The following is a 21396-nucleotide window of genomic DNA, read 5'->3' as shown; positions in this document are numbered from 1 at the left end:
ATTACCACAGGACCCTTCCCGCTGCAATGGGCCTCCTTTTTGCGGGAACCAGTTGCCGTTTGAGGGAAAGCTTGTTAATTTACTGACAAAAGAGACTACACATATTCTATTTCCGTTACACACAACACACTCAAAACCTTAAGGAAAGTGAGGGGTAGCTATGGCAAAGCAACTGAAGTTCGATGAGGAAGCTCGAAGGAAGCTGCTCTCCGGAGTCGAGAAGCTGGCCAACGCGGTCAAGGTCACGCTTGGCCCTCGAGGACGCAACGTGCTTCTCGACAAGAAGTTCGGTGCTCCCACGGTGACCAAGGACGGTGTCTCGGTGGCCAAGGAGATCGAGCTGCCCGATCCGTTCGAGAACATGGGCGCGCAGCTCCTCAAGGAGGTCGCCACCAAGACCAACGACGTGGCCGGTGACGGCACCACCACTGCGACGGTCCTCGCCTACAGCATCGTGAAGGAAGGCCTCAAGGCCGTGGCCGCGGGTGCCAACCCCATGGCCCTCAAGCGCGGCATCGACAAGACCGTCGACCTCGTGGTGGAAGAGATCCGCAAGAACGCCAAAGAGATCAAGGACAGGGACGAGATCGCCCACGTGGCCGCCATCTCCGCCAACAACGACATGGAGATCGGTGAAGAGATCGCCAACGCCATGGAGAAGGTGGGCAAGGACGGCGTGATCACGGTGGAGGAGTCCAAGACCATCGAGACCACCACCGAGTTCGTCGAGGGTATGCAGTTCGATCGCGGGTACGTCTCCGCTTACTTCGTGAACAACCGCGATACCATGACCTGCGTGCTCAACGACCCCTACATCCTCATCCACGACAAGAAGATATCCAGCATGAAGGACCTGCTCCCCATCCTCGAGAAGGTGGCGCAGCAGGGTAAGCCCATCCTCATCATCGCCGAGGATGTGGAGGGTGAGGCCCTCGCGACCCTGGTGGTGAACACCGTGCGCGGTACGCTCCAGGCCTGCGCCGTGAAGGCCCCGGGCTTCGGCGACAGGCGGAAGGCCATGCTCGAGGACATCGCCATCCTCACCGGCGGTCAGGTGATCTCCGAGGAGCTCGGGCTCAAGCTCGAGAACGTGGAGCTCTCCCAGCTCGGCAGGGCCGGGAGTGTGAAGGTGACCAAGGACGATACCACCATCGTGAGTGGCGCGGGTGACTCCAAGGCCATCAAGGACAGGATCGCCCAGATCAAGGCCCAGATCGAGGAGACCACCTCCGACTACGACAGGGAGAAGCTCCAGGAGCGGCTCGCCAAGCTCGCCGGCGGTGTGGCGGTGATCAACGTGGGTGCGGCCACCGAGGTGGAGCTCAAGGAGAAGAAGCACCGGGTGGAGGACGCCCTCTCGGCCACCAGGGCGGCCATAGAGGAAGGTATCGTTCCCGGCGGTGGGCTCACCTACATCCTCGCGACCAAGGCCCTCGATCAGGTCGACCTCTCCTCCTGGGAGGAGGACGAGAAGATCGGCTTCAAGATCGTCAAGCGGGCGCTCGAGGAGCCCATGCGGCAGATCGCAGCCAACGCAGGACTCGATGGGTCCATCATCGTCCAGCGGGCCCGCGAGGAGAAGAAGGGCGTGGGCTTCGACGCCGCCAAGATGGAGTGGGTGGACATGATGAAGGTCGGGATCATCGATCCCGCCAAGGTGACCCGCTCCGCCCTCCAGAACGCCGCCTCCGTGGCCGGGCTCCTGCTCACCACCGAGTGTGCCGTCACCGACATCCCGGAGGAGGAGAAGAAGACTCCCGGTACGCCGGATATGGGTATGGACTACTAAGACCCCTCGTAAGGGGATTCGGGAGCCCTCGTTGCAGGGCTCCCTTTTTTCATCTATGCTCATCACAGCGGCACACCACATACCGTGCATCACCAGAGGGAGGATGGCCCATGACGCTCAGCCGAGAGGACTTCATCTTCACCATAGGGTACGAGGGGAGGACCGCCATCGTGGACGGGAAGGCCAAGCGTGAGTACGGGAAGCTCTCCACCATGGAGCTCGCCGAGAAGGGCCTCTTCCGGGCCGCCTTCTGTTCGGCCCTCTACTCGGGGGATCCCGAGGAGATCCAGGCCTTCATCGACTACTACAACCGGGTGAACGGCGTGAGGGAATACACCCTCGAGGGCTGCAAGCGCCTCTTCGGGGTTGACGGGGTCCCCGAGGGCGTGGAGCGCGTGCTCGAGGTACGGTAGGGGATTAGAAAAAAAGAGATTGAAAACCGGAGGAAGGTGGTGTAGAGTAGAGGGTGTGCGCATATATCTTTGTGAAAAGGAGGATTATGTCATGCGTCATCCTCTTCGAATGACGATGCTGGTGGCCCTCGCAGTTCTGATGGCGGGAGTGGTGTTCATCACAGGGTGTGAAGATCTCTTGAAGTCATAGAGCAAGAGGAGGCCACCCCCACGCCGACATCGACACCGACACCGACACCTTTGGGCCCTGACTCATGGGAGCCAGCCGACAACGATATCAGCGGGGCGACGGCCCTCGTGCCCGGTACACCCCAGACCCACACCCTTCACGACTCTTCGGATGTGGACTGGTTCGTGGTGAACACCACCGCGGGCAAGGCCTATCAGGTCTCCCTCTCCACGTCTGATCCTGCCCTGGAGGCGGACCTCTCCATGTCTATCGACTACGAAGGCGATGGATCCGACGACGATTGGGGCAATGTGGAGAATCCGTTCTTCTACGTTCCCGAGGCCGGAGGAAGCTTCTACGTGAGGGTAGAGTCGTACGGCGCCGTGGGAGCGTACACCATCGAGGTGACGGAGTACGATGCGGTCTCCCCGGACGAGTACGAAGATCCGGAGTCCACTGATGGAACCGACTCGGCGAATGTACCTACGGTGACACTTGGTATGCCCGTGGAGCGGACCTTCCATCTCCCGGAGGATCCTGATATGTTCGTCCTCAATGTGACGGCCGGCACCTCGTATACCATAACCCTCTCTTCCGCCGATATCTCTGCCTTTGTCATTATGGTTCTGAACGTCTCTACCGGTGAACCTCAACTGGTAGCGTATGACGAGGGCGTCACCTTCCTCTCCTTTACCGCTACGGTTACTGGCATCCATGTTATCGCAGTCCAATCCTCCACCGGGGAGATGGGCATCTATCAGCTTACCGTCACGAGCCCCTGAAGAGAGGGCCTCGCGATGTATCGTGGCCGCCGCACGGCGGCCACAGTCGAAGAAAACGGGACGAAAGTAGAGAAGTGGGAGTGGAAGCAGTATCCAGTGAGAGAGAAAGAGGCCACCATACGATTTTATGGAGCTGAGGAGACGCACTGGACGTGGCAACTTAATTTTCGAACGCAGGAGACTACTCGACTACATCAGTATGTGATCTTACGGGCGGTGCCCGGGGACCTGTTGGTATGGGGAGGGCATCATGTGATGATCATCCACGATGTGCAGTATGACGAGGGGGATGAGGTGATCAGGCGGTATAATCAGGTGGAGGTGATCCATTCGTATGGAACACCGGACTGGCAAGTACAGAGGGACACCTGGGACGATGTTGCAAATAGAGCGTTATACCAACTGAGAAGATATCATATACAATAAATAACAACGGAGGTTGATAGATGAGGAAATTACTTTTGCCAGCAGTAATGCTCTTGAGTCTTGCGGTGGGGTATACGCAGGAAGTGAGGGTAGAGCTTGTTGGGCGCTTTGAGGATATTAAGTTTAAGGTGATGGAGCCCATGATGATAACTCCCTCCGGTTTTTGGGTGGATGAGAAAAGGCAGCGTATAATAATTGATGACGAGATTGATTACCAGCGGTTTGAGATTGAGTGGGGGGGAGAGAAGGTAAGACTCCTTAAGGAGGAGTTGAAGAAGATTTGCTGGTGGATGGGAGGAGATGTATACCCAATAGGTGAGTATACATTTGGTGTGAGGAATGGGAGTGTGCAGGTGCGTGATGCTCACTATAATAGAATAGTGTGTTTTTCAAGCGCTGATGGCGAAGCGCTTCATGGGCTGCTACCGCTTGGACCTGTATTTTTTCTCAAGGGGAAGGATAGGTTCTATAGTGTGTTTCCATGGAAGAACGGGAGTGCAGGATCTGTGGATACGGATGGGCGGATCTATATGGGTAAGGAGGTTATAGAGCTTCTTAGAGCCCTTGATCCTGAGAAGTACGAGGCGAGTGTGAGGCGGGCTGAGGAGCTGGGGCTTAGGGAGGCCTTTGAAGAAGGGCGGGCGCTGGTATGGGGGAGGACGTACTATGACACGCCAGAGCGGCTGCACGAGTATTGGGGAGAGTGGTTGTTCAGGAGCGAGGCCGATCCAATATATGCGGATGAGCAGGGTAACCTCTACCAACTTTACTTGAACTTTGAGGAAGATGTAGGTTCTGAGTTTGCGGTGGTGGGGCCTGATGGGGAGTATCTGGTGAGGGTCGAGCACGTGGCCAAGGGGTCTGAGATACTGGGGAGGGAATATAGAGCGGAAGGAGTGATGCGGCCGCCGTATCTTGTGTATGGGGTATATGTGGGGTTTGGAGGGAACGTGTACTTTTATGTGGCGGGGTATGAGTACACGGAGGTGTTTCGGATACGGAGGACGTGGGGGGAGCCGAGCATCTATGCGCTTGCGGTGAATGGGTATACGGATGACTGGTATGGGGAATATGTGGATGGTGTACTCGAGAAGATGAGCGATGAGGAGCTGAGGCTGCTTAGGAACTGCGTGTTTGCGCTGTACGGGTATGTGTTCAAGGATGAAAGCTTAAGGGAGTATTTTAGCGAGCAGGTGTGGTATGAGCCCGATCCCGGGGTGGATCCTGGGAGGCTGGAGCTTCCTCCCGAGCGGAGGCGCCTGGTGGAGCGGGTGGTACAAGAGGAGCGGAAGAGGGGATTGAGGAAGTAGGCTTTCAAGGGAGGGGATGCGCATTGACAAGAGGACGAGGGTGGTACAGAATAGGATAACCTCCCAGAAGAAGGCTGGTGTCCTATGGAAAAGAAAAAGATCCTTATCGTGGACGATGAAGAGATCAACCTCGAGTTCTTCGAGATCATGCTGAGCAAGCTGGGGTTCGAGGTCTACAAGGCGAGGGACGGAGAAGAGGCCTTGCTGGTAATGAAGGAGCAGCGACCCGACCTCGTCCTCCTCGACAACATCATGCCGAAACTCTCGGGCTGGGAGGTGACGCGCATCGTGAAGCAGGAGCCCGACTACAGGGACGTGGCGCACATTCCCATCGTGATGTTCTCGGCCATGGACGACGTGAGGGACAAGATCGAGGGATTCGAGCTGGGGGTGGAAGACTACATCACCAAGCCGTTCAACTTCTCGGAGGTGCTCGCGCGGATCAACTCGGTGCTCAGGCATCAGGACATGGCCCGTCAGCTCGTGCAGCGGGAGCGGAGGCTTGCCGTGCTGGAGTCGCTCAACAAGTCGCTCGCCTACTTTGCCCGCCACATGAGGGAGCCGCTCTCCGTGCTCCTCGATGAGAGCAGAGAGGTGGGTGTCTCCGACCCCAAGACAGTGGAGGCCTTCCTTGGTAAGGTGAGGGAGGTGGCCGAGAAGAGCCTCGCGGCCCTCGACGCTCTCGAGGAAGAGGTGGAAGAGCTTTCCCGGCAGGATTCTTCCCTCAAGGAAGGTGAGATCTCGCTCGATGATCTGGAAGAGCGCTATCAACGACACTTCAAGGTGTGGAAAGAGCGGGAGATCGTATAGGAGGCAGCCGTGATCTCCGAGACCAAGAAAAAGGTCCTGGAGTACTTCGCCCGGGGGCGCAACTACTACAAGATGATGGAGTTTGAGAAAGCCAGGGAGGAGTTCGCCAAGGCCCTGGCCCTCGATCCCGAGGATGGACCTTCAAAGGTCTACTACGCGCGCTGTCTTCACTACATGAAGAACCCGCCGCCCGAGGATTGGGACGGCGTGTTCGAGATGACCACGAAGTAGGGGTCTGCATGGATATACTTTCGGTTGTCGGTGTACCGCAGCCCGCCCACAGGATAGGGCCTGAGGCCAGGGTGACGGGTACGCTCAGGGTGAAAGAGCCGCTGGTGATAGAGGGTCGTTTCGAAGGAAGGATAGAGGGGGGTAGCGTGGTGGCGGTGGCCTCCGGCGCAATGGTGAGGGCCGACATCGTGGCCGATGCGGTGGTGCTCGCGGGTAGGGTGGAAGGCGATGTTGAGGCCTCCTCGAAGGTGTATCTGCTCTCGGGGTGCGAGATGTACGGCTCCATCCGTACTGCGCGTATCAGCATCGCCGACGATGCGGTCTTCGAAGGTTCGTGTGAGATGCTTCGTGCGCCTGACGAGATCGATATCTTCGCCTACACGGTGGATCAGCTTCGATACTCGCTCAAGAAGGTGAAGTAGCACGTCCCATGCACGCATCCATCATCGTCTTCGGTACAGAGCTTCTCAGTGGAAGGGTGAGGGACAGTCACGTGCAGTACCTCTCCCGCGAGCTCAGGCTCCTGGGTGTGGAGGTGAGGGAGGCGCTCGTACTCCCCGATGATCCTGTGCTCGGGCGCGAGGAGCTTTCCCGCATGATCGAGCGGGGTGGAGTGGTGGTGGTCTGTGGGGGGCTTGGGCCCACGAGCGACGATCACGGGAGAGAGCTTCTGGCCTCGTGTGCGGGTGTGCCGCTCGTCTTCAGAGAGGATGTGTGGCAGGCCCTCGTCGAGCGGTATCCCCACTTGAGCGAGGTTCCCTCCAACCGTCGGCAGGCCTACGTGCCCGAAGGGTTCGAGGCCCTGCCCAACCCTGCGGGGACCGCGCCGGGACTCTGGGGCAGGGTGGGGAAGACGTGGGTGGCCGCGCTTCCAGGCCCTCCTGTGGAGCTCGCCCGGGTATTCGGGGATGAGGTTGCGCCTCGCATCAGGGCGATCTCCGGGAGGGGGAGCGATAACGGCGAGCGGATGTACACCACCTACCTCATCCCCGAGTCGGCCCTGGAAGACGCCCTCGCACCCTGGGAGGGGAGGCTCACCTGGGCCACGCAGGCCCAGCCGGGGAGGGTGTTCCTGGTGCTCTCGGGTGGGGACGAGGAGACCATCCGCGCGTGCGTGGCCTCGCTCGAGGAGCGGTTCCTCCCCGTGCTCGTCTTCGAGGGGGAGAAGGACCTGTTCGTGCTTCTCAAGGAGGCCCTTGCCCGGCGTGGGCTCACGGTGGGTTTCGCCGAGTCGTGTACCGGGGGGAGGATCGCCTCTTCGCTCACAAAGGTGCCTGGTGCCTCTGAGGTCTTTTGGGGAGGGGTTGTCGTCTATAGCAACGAGGCGAAGGAGCGGCTCCTGGGGGTGCGGCCCGAGACCTTGCGGACCTTCGGGGCGGTGTCCCGACAGACCGTGGAGGAGATGGTGCGGGGGGTGTTCGAGCACATGCCGGTGGACGTGGCTGCCGCGGTCTCCGGGATCGCCGGACCTTCGGGGGGGAGCCCCGAGAAGCCGGTGGGCACCGTGTGTGTGGGAGTGGGCAGGAGAGACGGCCGGAGCCGTACCTTTAGGGCCCTCCTTCGCGGTGACCGGGAGCGGATACAACACAAGAGCGCGCTCCTCGCGGGGCTGCTCACGTACATCCTGGTGGAGGAGGAAGACTGGCTTGACAGGAGGGAACTTGCGGACTATATTGAAAATAAACTGACGTGAGGCACACCCCGATCGTTCTCCCCCTGATAGCGGGATGAAATTCCATGAACAGAGTGATGTAGTGAGGAGTTCACGCCTATAATCCCTTCGCATACTGGAGTTTTTCATGGCATTATTGCGCAGAAGACGAAACGAATCCACTGACGAGACGACATCCATCGCAGGAGAAGGGGATCTCTTCGGGGATCTCGCACCTGCCGGAGAAGAGAAGCCGCCTTCCGATCCCTCGGAGACCGGAGAGACGGAAGCCTCTGAGAAGACCGAAACCGCCGAGAAGGAAGCAGCCGCTCAAGGAGAGGAGCGTCCGGGAGATGAGGCCCACGACCGGTCCGAACCTCCTTCCGGGGAATCCGTGGGCGCCGAGGATGCGGCTCCTGCGGACCCCGAAGAAGTAGCAGGAGAGGCGGAGGCGGAAGAGGAACCGCAGAGCGCACCACAGAAGGTGCAGAGGCGGGGCAGGAGGCGGAAGATCAAGGTGGCCATCGTGAAGGACGGCGAACGCCAGAACGGCAACGGCCATACGCGAAAGCCCGTCTCCCAGGCTTTCGTCCCGCCGATCTCGCCTCCTCCCAATGCAGAAGGGGTGGGCGAAGAGCACACGCCCCCCATGCCTTCCGTGGACGCGCGCGGGCCTTCGAGGATAGAGCGGCTCGCCACCTGGATCCACGAACTGGTGAAGCCCTACCGGCCGTATCGCATGATCCTCCCGAACGATCCTGCGGGTATCACCATCAACGAGCTCATCCTCCTCGACATGAAGGAGATACGGGGAATCGCCGAGTATCTTGGTGTGAAGCACGACGATCTGGTGGCCTTCAGGAAGCAGGAGCTCATCTACGAGATCCTCAAGCAGTACACCCACAGGGGTGGGAACATCTACGCATACGGTGCCCTCGAGATACTTCCCGACGGGTACGGGTTCCTCAGATCCCCTCAGAACAACTTCCTCAATGGGACCGACGACATCTATCTCTCGCCTTCGCAGATACGGCTCTTCAACCTGAAGACCGGAGATACGGTCTTCGGTCAGATACGCCTCCCCAACAAGGAGGGGGAGCGGTATTTCGCGATGCTCCGGGTGGAGAGCATCAACTTCACCGATCCTTCGGTGGCCCAGCAGCGGATTCCGTTCGAGAACCTCATCCCGGTCTATCCGAACGAGCGGCTCGATCTCGAGACCAGGGATGGGAACATCTCCACCCGAATGATCAATCTCTTCTGTCCCATAGGAAAGGGGCAGAGGGGCCTCATCGTTTCCCCACCGCGTACCGGTAAGACGATCCTCCTCCAGCAGATCGCCAATGCGATCACCGAGAACCATCCCGAGGTCTACCTCATCGTCCTCCTCATCGACGAGCGGCCGGAGGAGGTGACCGACATGCAGCGGAACGTGGAGGCCGAGGTGATCTCCTCCACGTTCGACGAGCAGGCGAAGAACCACGTACAGGTGGCGGAGATGGTGCTGGAGAAGGCCAAGCGTCTCGTGGAGCACGGCCACGACGTGGTGATCCTGCTCGACTCCATCACGCGACTCGCCCGGGCCTACAACCAGACCGTGCCCACGTCCGGGAAGATCCTCTCCGGTGGTGTCGACTCCAATGCCCTGCACCGTCCCAAGCGGTTCTTCGGGGCGGCGCGGAACATAGAGAACGGCGGGAGCCTCACCATCGTGGCGACGGCGCTCATCGACACGGGGAGCCGCATGGACGAGGTGATCTTCGAGGAGTTCAAGGGTACGGGTAACATGGAGGTGCATCTCGACAGGCGGCTCGCGGACAGGAGGCTCTTCCCTGCCATCAATATCAAGAAGTCGGGTACGCGGAAGGAGGAGCTCCTCCTCGCTCCCATGGAGCTCCAGCGGATCTGGATACTGCGTAAGTTCCTCAACCCGCTCGACGACGTGGAGATCATAGAGTTCCTCATTGACAAAATGTCGAAAACCAAGAATAATGAGGTGTTCCTCAATTCCATGAATACACCGCTTGTCCCCAACGAGGGGATGTAGAGATAGGAGTGAGCTATGAAAAAGGGTATCCATCCCGAGTACAGGCTTGTGGCGTTCAGGGATGCCTCGACGGGTACGATCTTCCTCGCCCACTCGACCGTCAAGACCAAGGAGACGGTGACCTACGAGGGCAAGGAATATCCCCTCTACAACCTGGAGATCTCCAGTGCCTCGCATCCGTTCTTCACGGGGAAGCAGAAGCTGGTGGACACGGCGGGGCGGATCGAGCGCTTCAGGAAGAAGTACAACATCAAGGAATAGCGGAGTGTGGTACTGCACATCCCACCCCGGAAGGGGTGGGATTTTTTTGTGCGTGTGGACTATGCTGGTGGTATGAGGACGAAGGACGGACGACTGTGTGGGGTGCTCCCTCCTCTTAGGACCGAGGGTCGGTGGATCGTGGATGGGGCGGGGAGGGTGGTGCTCCTCAGGGGGATCAACCTGGGGGGAGATTCGAAGGTGCCTGCGCGGCCGGACGGGCGCACCCACGTGCGGGAGGGGTTCTATGAACGGCGGGATGTCTCGTTCGTGGGGAGGCCGGTGCCGCTCGGGGAGGCGGAGGACCACCTGGAGCGGCTTCGCGCCTATGGGTGCTCCCTCATACGGCTGGTGATCACCTGGGAGGCGGTGGAGCACGCAGGACCGGGGGTGTACGACAGGGAGTTCCTGGACTACCTGAAGGCGTTGGTGGAGATTGCGGGGGAGAGGGGGCTCCTCATGTGGGTGGATCCGCACCAGGATGTGTGGTCGAGGTGGACGGGGGGCGATGGGGCGCCGGTGTGGACCTTGGAGGCGGTGGGGATGGTTCCCGAGCGGATGCACGCCTCGGGTGCGGCCTTCCTCCACCAGGAGGCGGGGGAGGCCTTCCCCTACATGGCCTGGCCCACCAACTACTCCCGCTACGGCGCGGCCACGATGTTCACCCTGTTCTTCGGCGGACGGGTCTTCGCCCCGCACTGCAGGGTGGAGGGCCGGAACGTCCAGGATTGGCTCCAGGAGCGGTACCTGGGGATGCTGCGGGAGGTGGGAAGGAGCCTGCGGGGGCTTCGGAACGTGGTGGGGGTGGGGACCATGAACGAGCCGCATCCGGGGTTCATCGGGCTCAAGGACCTCAGACGGCTCGGGAACCACATGCTCGCCCTGGGGCCCATGCCCACGGGGTTCGAGGCCATGGCAGCGGCGAGCGGCTTCCCCACCCGGGTGGGGGTGTACCGGCCGGGGCTCGGGGGTGAGAGGCGGGTGGGGGAGGCGGTGCTCAACCCGGAGGGGGTCTCGGTGTTTCAGGAGGGGAGGGAGTGTCCGTGGCGCATGGAGGGGGTGTGGGCGGTGGAGGGGGGAAGACCGGTGCTCAGGATGCCCGACTACTTCGCGCGGGTGGGGGGACGTCCTGTCTCGTTCGAGGAGGATTTCCTGGCGCCGTTCGTGGAACGGGTGGCGGAGGCGGTGCGCGGGGTGCTCCCGGAGGTGCTCGTGATGGCGGAGGGGGTGCCGAACGGCAGGCCGCCGCGGTTCCGGAGGGGGGTGCCGGAGGGGCTCGTGCACGCCTTCCACTGGTACGACGGGTTCACGCTCTTCACCCGGAGGTTCGTGCCCTGGTTCTCGGTGCAGCAGGGGCGGATGTGGCCTGTGCTGGGGAGGAGGGCGGTGCGGGCCTCGTTCCGGAGACAGCTTGAGGCACGGGTCGAGGAGACGCGGGAGGCCATGGGCGAGGTGCCGTGCCTGGTGGGGGAGTTCGGCGTGCCGTTCGAACCCGCGCGGTCCGGCTCGTACACACGGCAGGAGGAGGCCCTCTCGATGTACTACGATGCCATGGACGAGCTCCTCCTGGGGTGCACGCTGTGGAACTACACGGCCTCGAACACGCACGCCCATGGCGATGGGTGGAACAGGGAGGACCTCTCGGTGTGGTCGAGGGACGATGCCCCGGAGGGGAGGGCCTCGAGGGGGTTCGTGAGGCCGTACCTCCTGGCGGTGGCGGGTGTGCCCCTGCGTGAGCGCTTTGCGAGGGGCGTGTTCACGTGCGCCTTCAGGGCCGATCCCTCCGTGAGGGCGCCCACGGTGATACGCCTTCCCCGCCTCGGGTTCGGGGGTGCGTGGAGGGTGGAGGTGAGCGGGGAGGGGGTGCGGTGTGAGGAGGTGCCGGATGAGGGGGTGCTGCTCGTGTGGTGTGAGCGGGAGGGCGAGGTGAGGGTGAGGGCCGCCGCCGTGTAGACCGGCGGAGATGGGTGTATTATATTTTTGCCATGAACGACGAGACGATCCTGCGAGAGATCAGGGAACGGAGGGCCTACCGCGCCCTCTCCCCGCGTCCTGTGCCGAGGGAGGTGCTGGAGCGCCTCCTGCACGCCGCTACCCTTGCCCCCTCCTGCATGAACAAGCAGCCCTGGCGGTTCCTCGTGGCCCTCTCCGAGGAGGCGAGGGGGAAGGTGGCCGCCCACCTCTCCCCGGGCAACTACTGGGCCAAGGAGGCCCCGGCCTACATCCTGGTGGTGACCGCACCCGAGCTCGACTGCAGGCTCGATGACAGGAGGGAGTACGCCCTCTTCGATACCGGGATGGCGGTGATGGGCCTGCTCCTCCAGGCCACCCATGAGGGGCTCTACGCCCACCCCATGGCGGGCTTCGACTCACCGGGTCTGCGGAAGGCCTTCGGGATCTCCGAGCGGGCGGTGCCGGTGACCGTGATCGCCCTCGGGTATCCGGGTGATGCCTCCACGCTCAACGAGAAGCACCGGGAGCTCGAGACCGGTCCACGCGTGAGGCGGCCGCTCTCCGAGGTGGTCTTCTGGGATACCTGGGACGAGGCTGCGGCCCTGGGCTAGGGCATGCCGTACGCCGCTTCTTGAGGTTCGAGATCTTCTGGAAGGAGGAACCGAGTCGATGGAGATGATTCGTCACGCACTCGAGGTGTTTTTCTCGTTCAAGGCCTACGTGATGCTTCCCTTCATCATGCTGGCCTTGGGGTTGTTGGTGGGGATGAGGGTGAAGGATGCCCTTCTCTCGGCCCTGCGGATGGGGGTGGGGTTCGCATCGATCTTCGTGGTGTTCTCGTTCTTCGTGGACAACATACGGCCTGCGGTCGAGGCCATCGTGTCGGTGCGGGGGCTGGAGTACACGGTGCTCGACGTGGGGTGGCCGCCGCTCGCGGCCATCACCTGGGCCTCGGTGATCGCACCGCTCTCGATCCTCCTCGTGCTGGGTCTCAACACCCTGATGATCGCCCTCAACCTCACCCGCACGGTCTACCTCGATATCTGGAACTACTGGCACTTCGCCCTGCTGGGCGCACTGGTCCAGGCGGTCACCGGGAGCATGTGGCTCGCCCTCGCCGCTACCCTGGTCATCGCCGTGCTCACCATAAAGCTCGCCGATTGGGCCTCGGTGTACGTGGAGAAGGAGACCGCGCTCGAAGGGGTGACCATCTCGCCGATTTCGGTGGTGGGACTCCTGCCCTTCACCGCGGCGATGGACTTCCTGTTCGAGCGGATACCCGGGTTCCGCAGGTGGCGGGTGGATCCCCAGGAGCGGGGGGCCGGCTCCGGGGCGCGTTCGCTCCTGTCCGAGCCCATGGTGATAGGGCTCCTCCTGGGGGTGGTGCTCGGCCTGCTTGCCGCCTATTCGGTGAAGGAGATGCTCGAGCTTTCGATACACCTGGCGGCGGTGATGTTCCTGCTCCCGCTCGCAGGTGAGCTCATAGGGAAGGGGATCTCGCCGATCTCATCGACGCTCAAGGAGAGGATCCAGCGGCGTTTCCCTTCGAAGCAGGGACTCTATGTGGCGGTGGACACCGGGGTGCTCATGCAGCACCGCTCGGTGATCGTCACCGGGTTGCTGCTCATGCCGATCTCGCTCCTCCTGGCCTTCTTCATCCCCGGGAACAAGGTGCTCCCGCTCGGCGATCTTCCCAACCTCATCTCCGTGATGTCGATCTCGGTGCTCCTCTTCCGGGGAAACGTGGTACGGTCGGTGCTCGCGGGGATCCCGGTGGTGGTGACCTACCTGCTCATCGCCACGAGACTGGCCCCGCTCTACACCTCGCTCGCGGCCGAGGTGGGGGTCTCCGTGCCTGAGGGCCAGCTCATCACGGCCTTCACCGACGGCGGCCACCACCTCAGGTTCTACCTGCTGGGACTCTTCTCCGGAGAGGGGTGGGCCTTCTGGCTCCTTCCGGGGGTGGTGCTCCTCTTCGTGGCGATCGCCGCCCACGCCCGGCGGAGGGCGAGGGAGTAGGAGGGCGGTGTCCGGGTCGTTACGGCACGAGGACGATCTGGATGTCGCAGACGTTGGTGCCGGTGGGCCCGGTGATGAGGAGGGCGTCCAGTGAGGCGAGGGCGTGGTAGGCGTCGTTGTCGGCGAGGGCCGCCCGGAGGCGGGACAGGTGGGGCCGGGCGCGTTCGAGGATGCGGGGGGTGATGAGGCCGCCGGCCGCGTCGGTGGGGCCGTCGGTGCCGTCGGTGCCGCCGGAGAGGAAGCCTGCGGGGCGGGAGGGGGGGCGGGTGAGGAGGGAGAGGAGCACGGCGAGGGTCATCTCCTGGTTGCGGCCGCCCGTGCCGTTGCCGGTGACGGTCACGGTGGTCTCGCCGCCTGCGAGGATGCAGCAGGGTGGGGAGAGGGGGATGCCGCGGAGGATGTCTCGGATGAGGGCGGCGAAGAGGTGGGCGAGCTGGCGGGCCTCGCCCTCGAGGCCTGCGGTGAGGATGAGGGGGGTGTAGCCCCGGCGGCGGGCCTCGGCGGCTGCGGCCTCGAGGGCGGTGAGGTTGTTCCCTATGATGAGGGTGGAGGCCTGTTCGAAGACGGGGTCGCCGGGCTTGGGGGTGTCGGGCACCTCGCCGCGGGCCCCGGCCTCCAGGAGGGTTCTCACCCGAGGCGGGAGGCGGTCTGCTATGCCGTAGCGGTCGACGATGGCGAGGGCGTCGGCGAAGGTGGTGGGGTCGGGGACGGTGGGGCCCGAGGCGATGGCGGACAGGTCGTCGCCGATCACGTCGGAGAGGACCAGGGTGTAGGAGCGGGCCGGAAAGAGGGCGCGGGCGAGGCGGCCGCCCTTGAGGCCGGAGAGGTGCTTTCTCAGGCAGTTCACCTCCTGGATGGGGGCGCCGCAGGCGAGGAGGGTCTGTGTGGCGGCGGTGAGGTCCTCCGGGGTGAGGGCGATGCGGTCGTCGCGGTAGGGGTGGGCGAGGAGGCTGGAGGCGCCGCCCGAGAGGAGGATGAGGACGAGGGCGTGGTCGTCGGCCCGGGAGGCGAGGCGGAGGAAGGCCTCGCCCGCCTCGAGGCTCCGCTCGTCGGGCACGGGGTGGCCGGCCTCCTTCACCGGGAGGCGCCTCAGGTGGGAGGCGTGGCCGTACTTGGTGACCACGAGTCCGTCCGTGATGCGGTCGCCGAGGATCTCCTCTGCCGCACGGGCCATGGGGCAGGCGGCCTTGCCTGCGGCGAGCACCCACACCTCTCGGAACGAGGAGAGGTCGCATCGGAGGTGGGTGTCTTTGGCCCGGATGGTGAGGCGGTCCCCTTCGAGGGAGAGGGCGCCTCGTACGAGGGATGCGGGATCCACCGCCGCCACGGCGGTCGTGAAGAGTCGGGTGAGGTCGGCTTCCAAGGGTTCCATGGAACAAGTATAGGGAAAAAACTTCGGGAATTGAAGGGAATCCTTTCTCCTGTGATCCACATTTATAGATAATTTCTGAGCATTTCTTGACAAAGGCCCCGACGTGGAGTAGTCTCTGGATATAGTTTCATCCGTATATTCCCCGGAGGACTTCGAATGGAGACGAGGCGAATTGTCATCATAGGCGGCGGGTATGCCGGTGTGCATGCGGCCAAGATCCTGGAGAAGCGGTTCAGGAAGCGGGAGGACGTGGAGATCCTGCTCATCGATAAGAATCCCTACCACACGCTCATGACCGACCTCCACGAGGTGGCAGGCGGGCGGGTGGTGCCCGATGCCACGAGGGTGAGTTTCCACGTGATCTTCGGGGGGAGGAAGGTGCGTTGGGTCACCGACAGGGTGGAGACCGTGGACGTGGAGGAGAAGGTGGTGATAGGGGAGGAGGGACGCTACCCCTACACCTACCTGGTGATGGCGGCTGGCGGGGCGCCCGAGTTCTTCAACATACCGGGTGTGCAGGAGAACTGTTTCACCCTCTGGAGCTGGGACGATGCGGTGAGGCTGCGGAGGCACGTGGAGAACTGCTTCGACGAGGCCTCGAAGACTCAGGATCCCCGGAAGAGGCGGCGCTACCTCACCTTTGTGATCGCAGGGGGTGGGTTCACCGGGGTCGAGCTCGCAGGAGAGCTGCTCGAACACAGGAAGGTGCTCTGCAGGAAGTACCACATTCCGAAGGATGAGGTGAGGGTCGTCATGGTGGAGGCCCTCCCGCGGATCCTTCCGAACTTCACCGAGCGTCTCGCCCGGAAGGCGCACCGGAGGCTCGAACGGATGGGGGCGGAGATCCTCACGAGCTCGCCCATCACCGGCGCGCGCAAGAGGGAGGTGCTCATAGGCGAGAAGACCATAGAGACCGAGACCTTCATCTGGACCGCTGGGGTACACGGCGGTGAGCTGAGTGCCCGGGTGCCGCTCACCATGGGACAGGCGGCCAGGGGGCAGTGCTCGGTGGTGACGTCGGACGGGATCCACGGCATGGCGGCCTGCTACATCGACGAGGAGGACCGCGATATGGTGGGGGTGCGGGGCCGGTTCCTGGTGAACGACCAGATGCAGGCCCACGATCACCCCGATGTCTACGTGGTGGGCGATATCACCTGGTACGTGGAGGGGAAGAAGGTCCTCCCCCAGGTGGTGGAGACGGCGCTCCAGACCGCCGAGACTGCGGCGCACAACATCATCGCCGATATAGAGGGCAAGGAGAAAAAGCCCTTCCGGAGCAACTACCACGGGTTCATGGTGTCGGTGGGGAGCACGTACGCGGTTGCCCACGTGATGGGGGTGCAGATGTCCGGGATCCTGGCCATGGCCCTCAAGCACATGGTGAACCTGCACTACCTGTGGGGGCTCGCGGGGTTCAATGCGGTCTGGAGGTACCTCCAGGAGGAGTTCTTCCACATCAAGGACAGGCGTTCGATCGTGCACGATCACCTCGCGTGGCGGATCCCTGTGTACTGGGCCCTCCCCTTGCGGCTCTTCCTGGGGGCGAAGTGGCTCGTGGAGGGGATCAAGAAGGTCCTGGAGGGGTGGCTCAACCCCGGTGCAGGCGGGGTGTTCAACCCCGATCCTTCGGCGATCCACCTTCCCGGTGTGGTGCTGGGTGATGCGGTGAGCGCGGCTTCGGCCCAGGCGGCAGCGGATGCGGCCACTGCAGCGAGCGCGGCGGCGGAGGCTGCAGCGGGTGGTGGCTACGGCGAGGCGCTCATGCCGGCTTTGGGGATCTACACCTGGTTCGCCGAGCACGTGCTCTCGGCCGTGCCTGCGCTCGCCTTCCTGGCGCAGGCGGGGGTGGTGCTCGCGGAGATCTTGATAGGGCTCGCCTTCATCGGAGGGCTCTTCGTATTCCCGGCTGCGGTGGCGACGATCGGTCTTGCGGTGATGTTCATCATCTCCGGATGGGGTTCCCCCGAACTGTTGTGGTACATCGCAGCGGCGGTGGTGATGATGGGTGGTGCGGGTCGTGGGTTCGGTCTGGATCACTACGTGATGCCCTGGGTCAAGGACCGCTGGAACGGGTTCGGTCTCGCCAAGAGGAGCTATTTCTACAGCGGAGAGCCTCGTCCCTGATGTTCTGGGAGAAGTTTCCTTCCATAGCACCCGACGTGGTGCGGGTGAGGGATCTCATCCGTGAGGAGCTCGGCTCCCCTTCGGGGGAGCTTTCTTCTGCGCTCGTGGACCTCGCCTCGCGCGATGCGAAGCTCCTCCGGCCGGGGTGTATGGTCCTCTCGGCGCGGTTCGGCGTGGGCGAGGGTGAGATCCCCGAGAGGGTGGTGCGGCTCGCCGCGGCCCTCGAGATGCTCCACATGGCGACCCTGGTGCACGACGATATCGTGGACGATGCGGCGACGAGACGGGGTGGGGCGGCCTTGCATCGGGCGTACGGGGTGAAGGAGGCGGTGCTCATGGGGGATCTCCTGTTCGCGAAGGCCCTCGAACTGGTGGCCGAGTACGCGAGCAGGGACCATGCGGTCTTCCTCTCCCGTGGGGTCCGGCACATCCTCGACGGCGAGATAGAGGAGGTGGAGGTGCGACGGGCGCTGGGGAGGGATGCCTTCAGCCTCAGGAGGTACCTGAGGCGCATCCTGAGGAAGACGGGGCTTCTGTTCGTGGTGGCGTTCCACCTGGGGGCGTCGGAGGCCGGGGCGGAGGAGGAGGTGGTGCGCAGGCTCAGGCGTATCGGCTACAACGTGGGGATGGCCTTCCAGGTGATCGACGATGTGCTCGATGTGGCGGGAAGGGGGTTGGGGAAGCCGGTGGGGCGGGATGTGGAGCAGGGGGTGGTGGGGGCGCCGGCGGTGATGCTCGCGCGGCGGGAGGGGGAGCGTCTGGGGGTCTGGATGCGACGGGCGTGCGCGGGAGGGGTGGCTAGCCGTGTGTGGGCGGGAAAGGTCCGGAGGCGGCTCGTGGCCTCGGGGGCGGTGGAGGAGGCGAGGGGGTTCGCGCAGGGGTTCACGGCGCGGGCGCTTCGGGAGGCGGGTGGGCTGCCGGCGGGGAGGTGGCGGCGGGTGCTGGAGGAGGTGCTGGCGGAGCTGGTGGTGCGGAGGGTGTAGGGGGTGTCAGGGGACGGGGAGGAAGAGGCGGAGGGTGAGGGGGAGGACGGCGGCGAGGGTGAAGACGAGAAAGACGGCGAGGATGTCCTGCATGGAGGGGCCCTTGGTGGCGTGGGCATAGCCCCGCCGGTGCATGCGCCGGTAGGTGAGGAGGGCCTGGGTGAGGCCGAGGGCGGCGGTGAGGAGGGTGAGGCGGGGGAGGATGTCGAGGAGGCCGCAGAGGGCGAGGACGAGATAGGCCAGGATCCCCTGGGCGTAGACGAGGATGCGGCTGGCGGGGAGGCCCACGAGGATGGAGAGGGTGCGGCGTCCTGCCACGCGGTCCCCTTCCATGTCGCAGGTGTTGTTCACGGTGAGGATGGAGGCCACGAGGAGGGTGGAGGGGACGGCGAGGAGGAGGGACGGGGGGGTGATACGGCCTGTCTGGACGAAGATGGAGAGGAGGACGAGGATGCCTCCCAGGAACCCGCCTGCGAAGAGCTCCCCGAACGGGGTGAAGGAGAGGGGTCTCGGCCCACCGTTGTAGAAGAAGCCCACGGCCATGCAGGCCGCACCGGTGGCGAGGAGCCCAAGGGCTGCCGCGAGGCCGAAGGCCTCGGCCACGAGCACTGCGAGCACGAGCCCCAGCAGGGCGGCGAGGAGGAAGAGCCCTCCCGCGATGATGAGGGCGTATCCCGGCGGCACGTCCTGATGCACGAGTACCTTGTCCTCTTCCCTGTTGAGCTCCTTGCGGTCGACTCCCTTCCAGTAGTCGAAGAAGGTGTTGAAGGCCGTGGTCCCCATGTCCACCGCGAACACGGCGAGGAACATCACCACCAGGCGTACGGGGTCCCATTCCCCCACTATGGCGATGGCGTAGAGCGTGCCTATGGCGAACGAGGAGACACTCACGATCTTGGTACGGATCTCCACGATGCGGGCGAACTGATAGGGTGTGATCACACGATCCTCCTCGGTGCGAACGATAGCAGGAAGATGGGCATGAAGAAAAGGCCTCCCCGGCCGGGGAGGCCTTGCGGTGTGGCGAAGGGTTTACCTTCGGGCGTCCTTGAGGGCCTCCTGGGCGAGCTGGAAGAAGGAGCTCACGTGGATGGAGACGCCCGAGATAGCGTCGGTGTGGCCCTCGTCGTCGGTGTAGGTGATCTTGGTGGGATCCTGGGTCTGCATCAGGTACTTCTCCACCGCCTCGGCCTGCTGCCACCAGGGTGCCTGTGCCCCACCGTTCTCGTACATGCCGTACTCGCCATTGCGGGAGCGAGTGTCCTTGGGATCGCCGCCGTCCTTGTGGAGGGCATCCCAGCGCACGGCCACGATCCTTCCGCCCAGCACCGTGATGTCCACGAACTCCTTCCACCCCTGCGGGCTGAAGTCGGCCTGCTCGGCGTGATAGGTGCCATCCTTGTAGGGGCCGTAGCCGACGGGGCCGCGCTCCAGGGCCTCCTTCGCGAGCTCGAAGAGCTCCTTCACGTGGATGGAGACGCCCGAGATAGCGTCGGTGTGGCCCTCGTCGTCGGTGTAGGTGATCTTGGTGGGATCCTGGGTCTTAAGAAGGTACTCCACCGCCTTCTGTGCCTGCTCATGCCAGGGAGCCTTGGCACCGCCACGCTCCACTATGGGATACTGTCCGTTCATGGAGCGTGTGATCTTGTCGGGACCCGCATCCCTGTGCACGGCGTTCCAGACCACGGAGGCGATCTTCCCATCCTTCACCTCGAGGATCACCACGTCCTTCCAACCGCTCTCGGGGTCGAAGTCGGGAAGCTGGGCGAAGTACACCCCATCCTTCCATGTACTGGCCGCGGCTTCTTCCTTCTTCGCGCAGCCGGAGAGGATGAGGAACACGCCCATGAGTATGACGAGCATGGACCTAATGGCCTTTCGCATATAGCCTCCTCGTGATATTATGATAATTTATTATATATTTCCTTAGGGAAAAGTGCAAGAGTGTCATTCATTTTTTGACGGAATCACCACATCATCGGCCCTGATCACCACGTCCGGGCTCTCATGTCCGAGGATTTCCTTCACCTGCGAGGAGTGCCTGCCTCTCACGAGAAGGATTTCCTCGCTGCTCAAGGCGGCGATGGCCTTGATGGTACGGTTCACCGTGACCACATCGCCCGCGGCGAAGTGTCCCTCCACCTCGCGGACACCGGAGGGCAGGAGGCTCTTGCGTGAGAGGATGGCCCGGTAGGCGCCTTCGTCGACCACGATGTTGCCGCGGGGGCGTGCCTGGAGGATCCACCGCTCCCGCTGGCTCCTCCTCGCCTGGGGGAGGAAGAGGGTGCCCTCCTCCTCGCCTAAGAGGATGCGCTCGAGGATCCGCTCTTTCCTCCCATGGGCGATGACCACCATGCACCCCGCTTCGCCCGCGATACGGGCCGCCTGGAGCTTGGTCCGCATCCCGCCGGTGGCATGGGTGGTGCCTGCATCACCTGCGAGGGCGAGGATCTCGGGGGTGATCTCTTCCACCTGGGGGATGAGGGTCGCCGAGGGGGCTTCCCTCGGGTCGGCGGTGTAGAGGCCGTCGATGTCGGTGAGGATGACGAGAAGCTGGGCGTCGATCTTGCTCGCGATGTGGGCGCTCAAGGTGTCGTTGTCGCCAAAGGCCGTGCCGATCTCGGCGGTGGAGACCGAGTCGTTCTCGTTGAAGATGGGGATGGCGCCGAGCTCCAGGATGGTCTCGACCGCCTGCCTGAGGTTGAGGTAGGCCCGCCGGTTGTCGAAGACCTCCCGGGTGAGGAGCACCTGGGCCACGGGGATGCCGTGGGCGAGGAAGGCCTCGCGGTACGTGTACATGAGGACCGGCTGACCTATGGCCGCGAGGGCCTGCCTGAGGCGTATCTTCTTCACCTTGCCGGTGATGCCGAGCTCCCGCGCCCCCATACCGATGGCACCCGAGGTGACGATGAGCGGACTGTAGCCGCGCTCCTTGAGCCGGGCGATCTGGGATGCGATGTCGTGGATGAAGGCCTCGTCGATCCCGTTGGGCCCGGTGAGGCAGTTGGTCCCTATCTTGATCACGATACGGCGGACCGAGGAAAAGTCGCGCATGC

General features: G+C 63.2%; 19 protein-coding genes. 15 read left to right on the top strand and 4 right to left on the bottom strand.

Annotated features, from left to right (window positions below; all coding sequences use genetic code 11):
- The first annotated feature begins 160 nt into the window (after positions 1-160).
- The 13 genes from groL (at position 161) to STHERM_RS09915 (ending at position 13858) form a co-directional block, all read left to right on the top strand.
- A complete protein-coding gene (groL, locus tag STHERM_RS09980; RefSeq protein ID WP_013314771.1) occupies positions 161-1789 on the top strand; it encodes a chaperonin GroEL in 1629 nt (542 codons plus the stop codon).
- A gap of 110 nt (positions 1790-1899) precedes the next feature.
- The gene (locus tag STHERM_RS09975; protein ID WP_013314770.1) at positions 1900-2202 is read left to right on the top strand and encodes a hypothetical protein; all 303 of its coding nucleotides are present in this window, start codon (positions 1900-1902) and stop codon (positions 2200-2202) included.
- Positions 2203-2442: 240 nt separating this feature from the next.
- Complete coding sequence (locus tag STHERM_RS09970; protein ID WP_013314769.1) at positions 2443-3153, top strand: hypothetical protein; 711 nt, start codon at positions 2443-2445, stop codon at positions 3151-3153.
- Positions 3154-3599: 446 nt separating this feature from the next.
- Positions 3600-4889, top strand: a complete 1290-nt coding sequence (locus STHERM_RS09960) for a YARHG domain-containing protein (protein ID WP_013314768.1) — start codon at positions 3600-3602, stop codon at positions 4887-4889.
- 84 nt (positions 4890-4973) lie between these two features.
- The gene (locus STHERM_RS09955) at positions 4974-5699 is read left to right on the top strand and encodes a response regulator transcription factor (protein ID WP_013314767.1); all 726 of its coding nucleotides are present in this window, start codon (positions 4974-4976) and stop codon (positions 5697-5699) included.
- Positions 5700-5708: 9 nt separating this feature from the next.
- A complete protein-coding gene (locus tag STHERM_RS09950; RefSeq protein WP_013314766.1) occupies positions 5709-5930 on the top strand; it encodes a tetratricopeptide repeat protein in 222 nt (73 codons plus the stop codon).
- An 8-nt stretch (positions 5931-5938) separates the two neighbouring features.
- Positions 5939-6352, top strand: a complete 414-nt coding sequence (locus STHERM_RS09945; protein WP_013314765.1) for a bactofilin family protein — start codon at positions 5939-5941, stop codon at positions 6350-6352.
- 8 nt (positions 6353-6360) lie between these two features.
- Positions 6361-7623: a nicotinamide-nucleotide amidohydrolase family protein gene (locus STHERM_RS09940; RefSeq protein ID WP_013314764.1), complete on the top strand. Its 1263-nt coding sequence runs from the start codon at positions 6361-6363 to the stop codon at positions 7621-7623.
- Positions 7624-7729: 106 nt separating this feature from the next.
- Complete coding sequence (gene rho, locus STHERM_RS09935; RefSeq protein ID WP_013314763.1) at positions 7730-9628, top strand: transcription termination factor Rho; 1899 nt, start codon at positions 7730-7732, stop codon at positions 9626-9628.
- Positions 9629-9643: 15 nt separating this feature from the next.
- Positions 9644-9889: a type B 50S ribosomal protein L31 gene (locus STHERM_RS09930; RefSeq protein ID WP_013314762.1), complete on the top strand. Its 246-nt coding sequence runs from the start codon at positions 9644-9646 to the stop codon at positions 9887-9889.
- 72 nt (positions 9890-9961) lie between these two features.
- Complete coding sequence (locus STHERM_RS09925; RefSeq protein ID WP_013314761.1) at positions 9962-11839, top strand: cellulase family glycosylhydrolase; 1878 nt, start codon at positions 9962-9964, stop codon at positions 11837-11839.
- Positions 11840-11871: 32 nt separating this feature from the next.
- Positions 11872-12450 carry a nitroreductase family protein gene (locus tag STHERM_RS09920; protein ID WP_041623583.1) on the top strand — a complete coding sequence of 193 codons (579 nt, stop codon included), beginning with the start codon at positions 11872-11874 and terminating at the stop codon, positions 12448-12450.
- Positions 12451-12508: 58 nt separating this feature from the next.
- Positions 12509-13858, top strand: a complete 1350-nt coding sequence (locus STHERM_RS09915; RefSeq protein ID WP_013314759.1) for a PTS transporter subunit IIC — start codon at positions 12509-12511, stop codon at positions 13856-13858.
- A 19-nt stretch (positions 13859-13877) separates the two neighbouring features.
- On the opposite strand, the gene STHERM_RS09910 is transcribed toward STHERM_RS09915, so the two are convergent.
- Positions 13878-15230 (bottom strand): glycerate kinase type-2 family protein, encoded by a 1353-nt coding sequence (locus STHERM_RS09910; RefSeq protein ID WP_041623797.1) that lies wholly within the window; start codon positions 15228-15230, stop codon positions 13878-13880.
- Positions 15231-15386: 156 nt separating this feature from the next.
- Here STHERM_RS09910 and STHERM_RS09905 point away from each other — a divergent pair, with 156 nt between their 5' ends.
- Together STHERM_RS09905 and STHERM_RS09900 are read left to right on the top strand one after the other, a co-directional pair.
- Positions 15387-17357: an FAD-dependent oxidoreductase gene (locus STHERM_RS09905; protein ID WP_013314758.1), complete on the top strand. Its 1971-nt coding sequence runs from the start codon at positions 15387-15389 to the stop codon at positions 17355-17357.
- Positions 17357-18340, top strand: coding sequence for a polyprenyl synthetase family protein (locus tag STHERM_RS09900; protein WP_013314756.1), 984 nt, complete (start codon positions 17357-17359; stop codon positions 18338-18340). The genes STHERM_RS09905 and STHERM_RS09900 overlap by 1 nt, the downstream gene beginning before the upstream one ends.
- A 6-nt stretch (positions 18341-18346) precedes the next feature.
- Here STHERM_RS09900 and STHERM_RS09895 read toward each other — a convergent pair whose 3' ends face one another.
- The 3 genes from STHERM_RS09895 to proB form a co-directional block, all read right to left on the bottom strand.
- The gene (locus tag STHERM_RS09895) at positions 18347-19282 is read right to left on the bottom strand and encodes a prenyltransferase (protein WP_013314755.1); all 936 of its coding nucleotides are present in this window, start codon (positions 19280-19282) and stop codon (positions 18347-18349) included.
- A gap of 90 nt (positions 19283-19372) precedes the next feature.
- Complete coding sequence (locus tag STHERM_RS09890) at positions 19373-20224, bottom strand: hypothetical protein (protein ID WP_013314754.1); 852 nt, start codon at positions 20222-20224, stop codon at positions 19373-19375.
- Positions 20225-20287: 63 nt separating this feature from the next.
- Complete coding sequence (gene proB, locus STHERM_RS09885) at positions 20288-21394, bottom strand: glutamate 5-kinase (protein ID WP_013314753.1); 1107 nt, start codon at positions 21392-21394, stop codon at positions 20288-20290.
- Positions 21395-21396: the final 2 nt, after the last annotated feature.

This window comes from Spirochaeta thermophila DSM 6192 (genome assembly GCF_000147075.1).
Taxonomy (GTDB): Bacteria; Spirochaetota; Spirochaetia; order Winmispirales; family Winmispiraceae; genus Winmispira; species Winmispira thermophila_A.
Note: the sequence above shows the minus strand (reverse complement) of the source record. Positions and strands in the feature narration are given on the sequence as shown.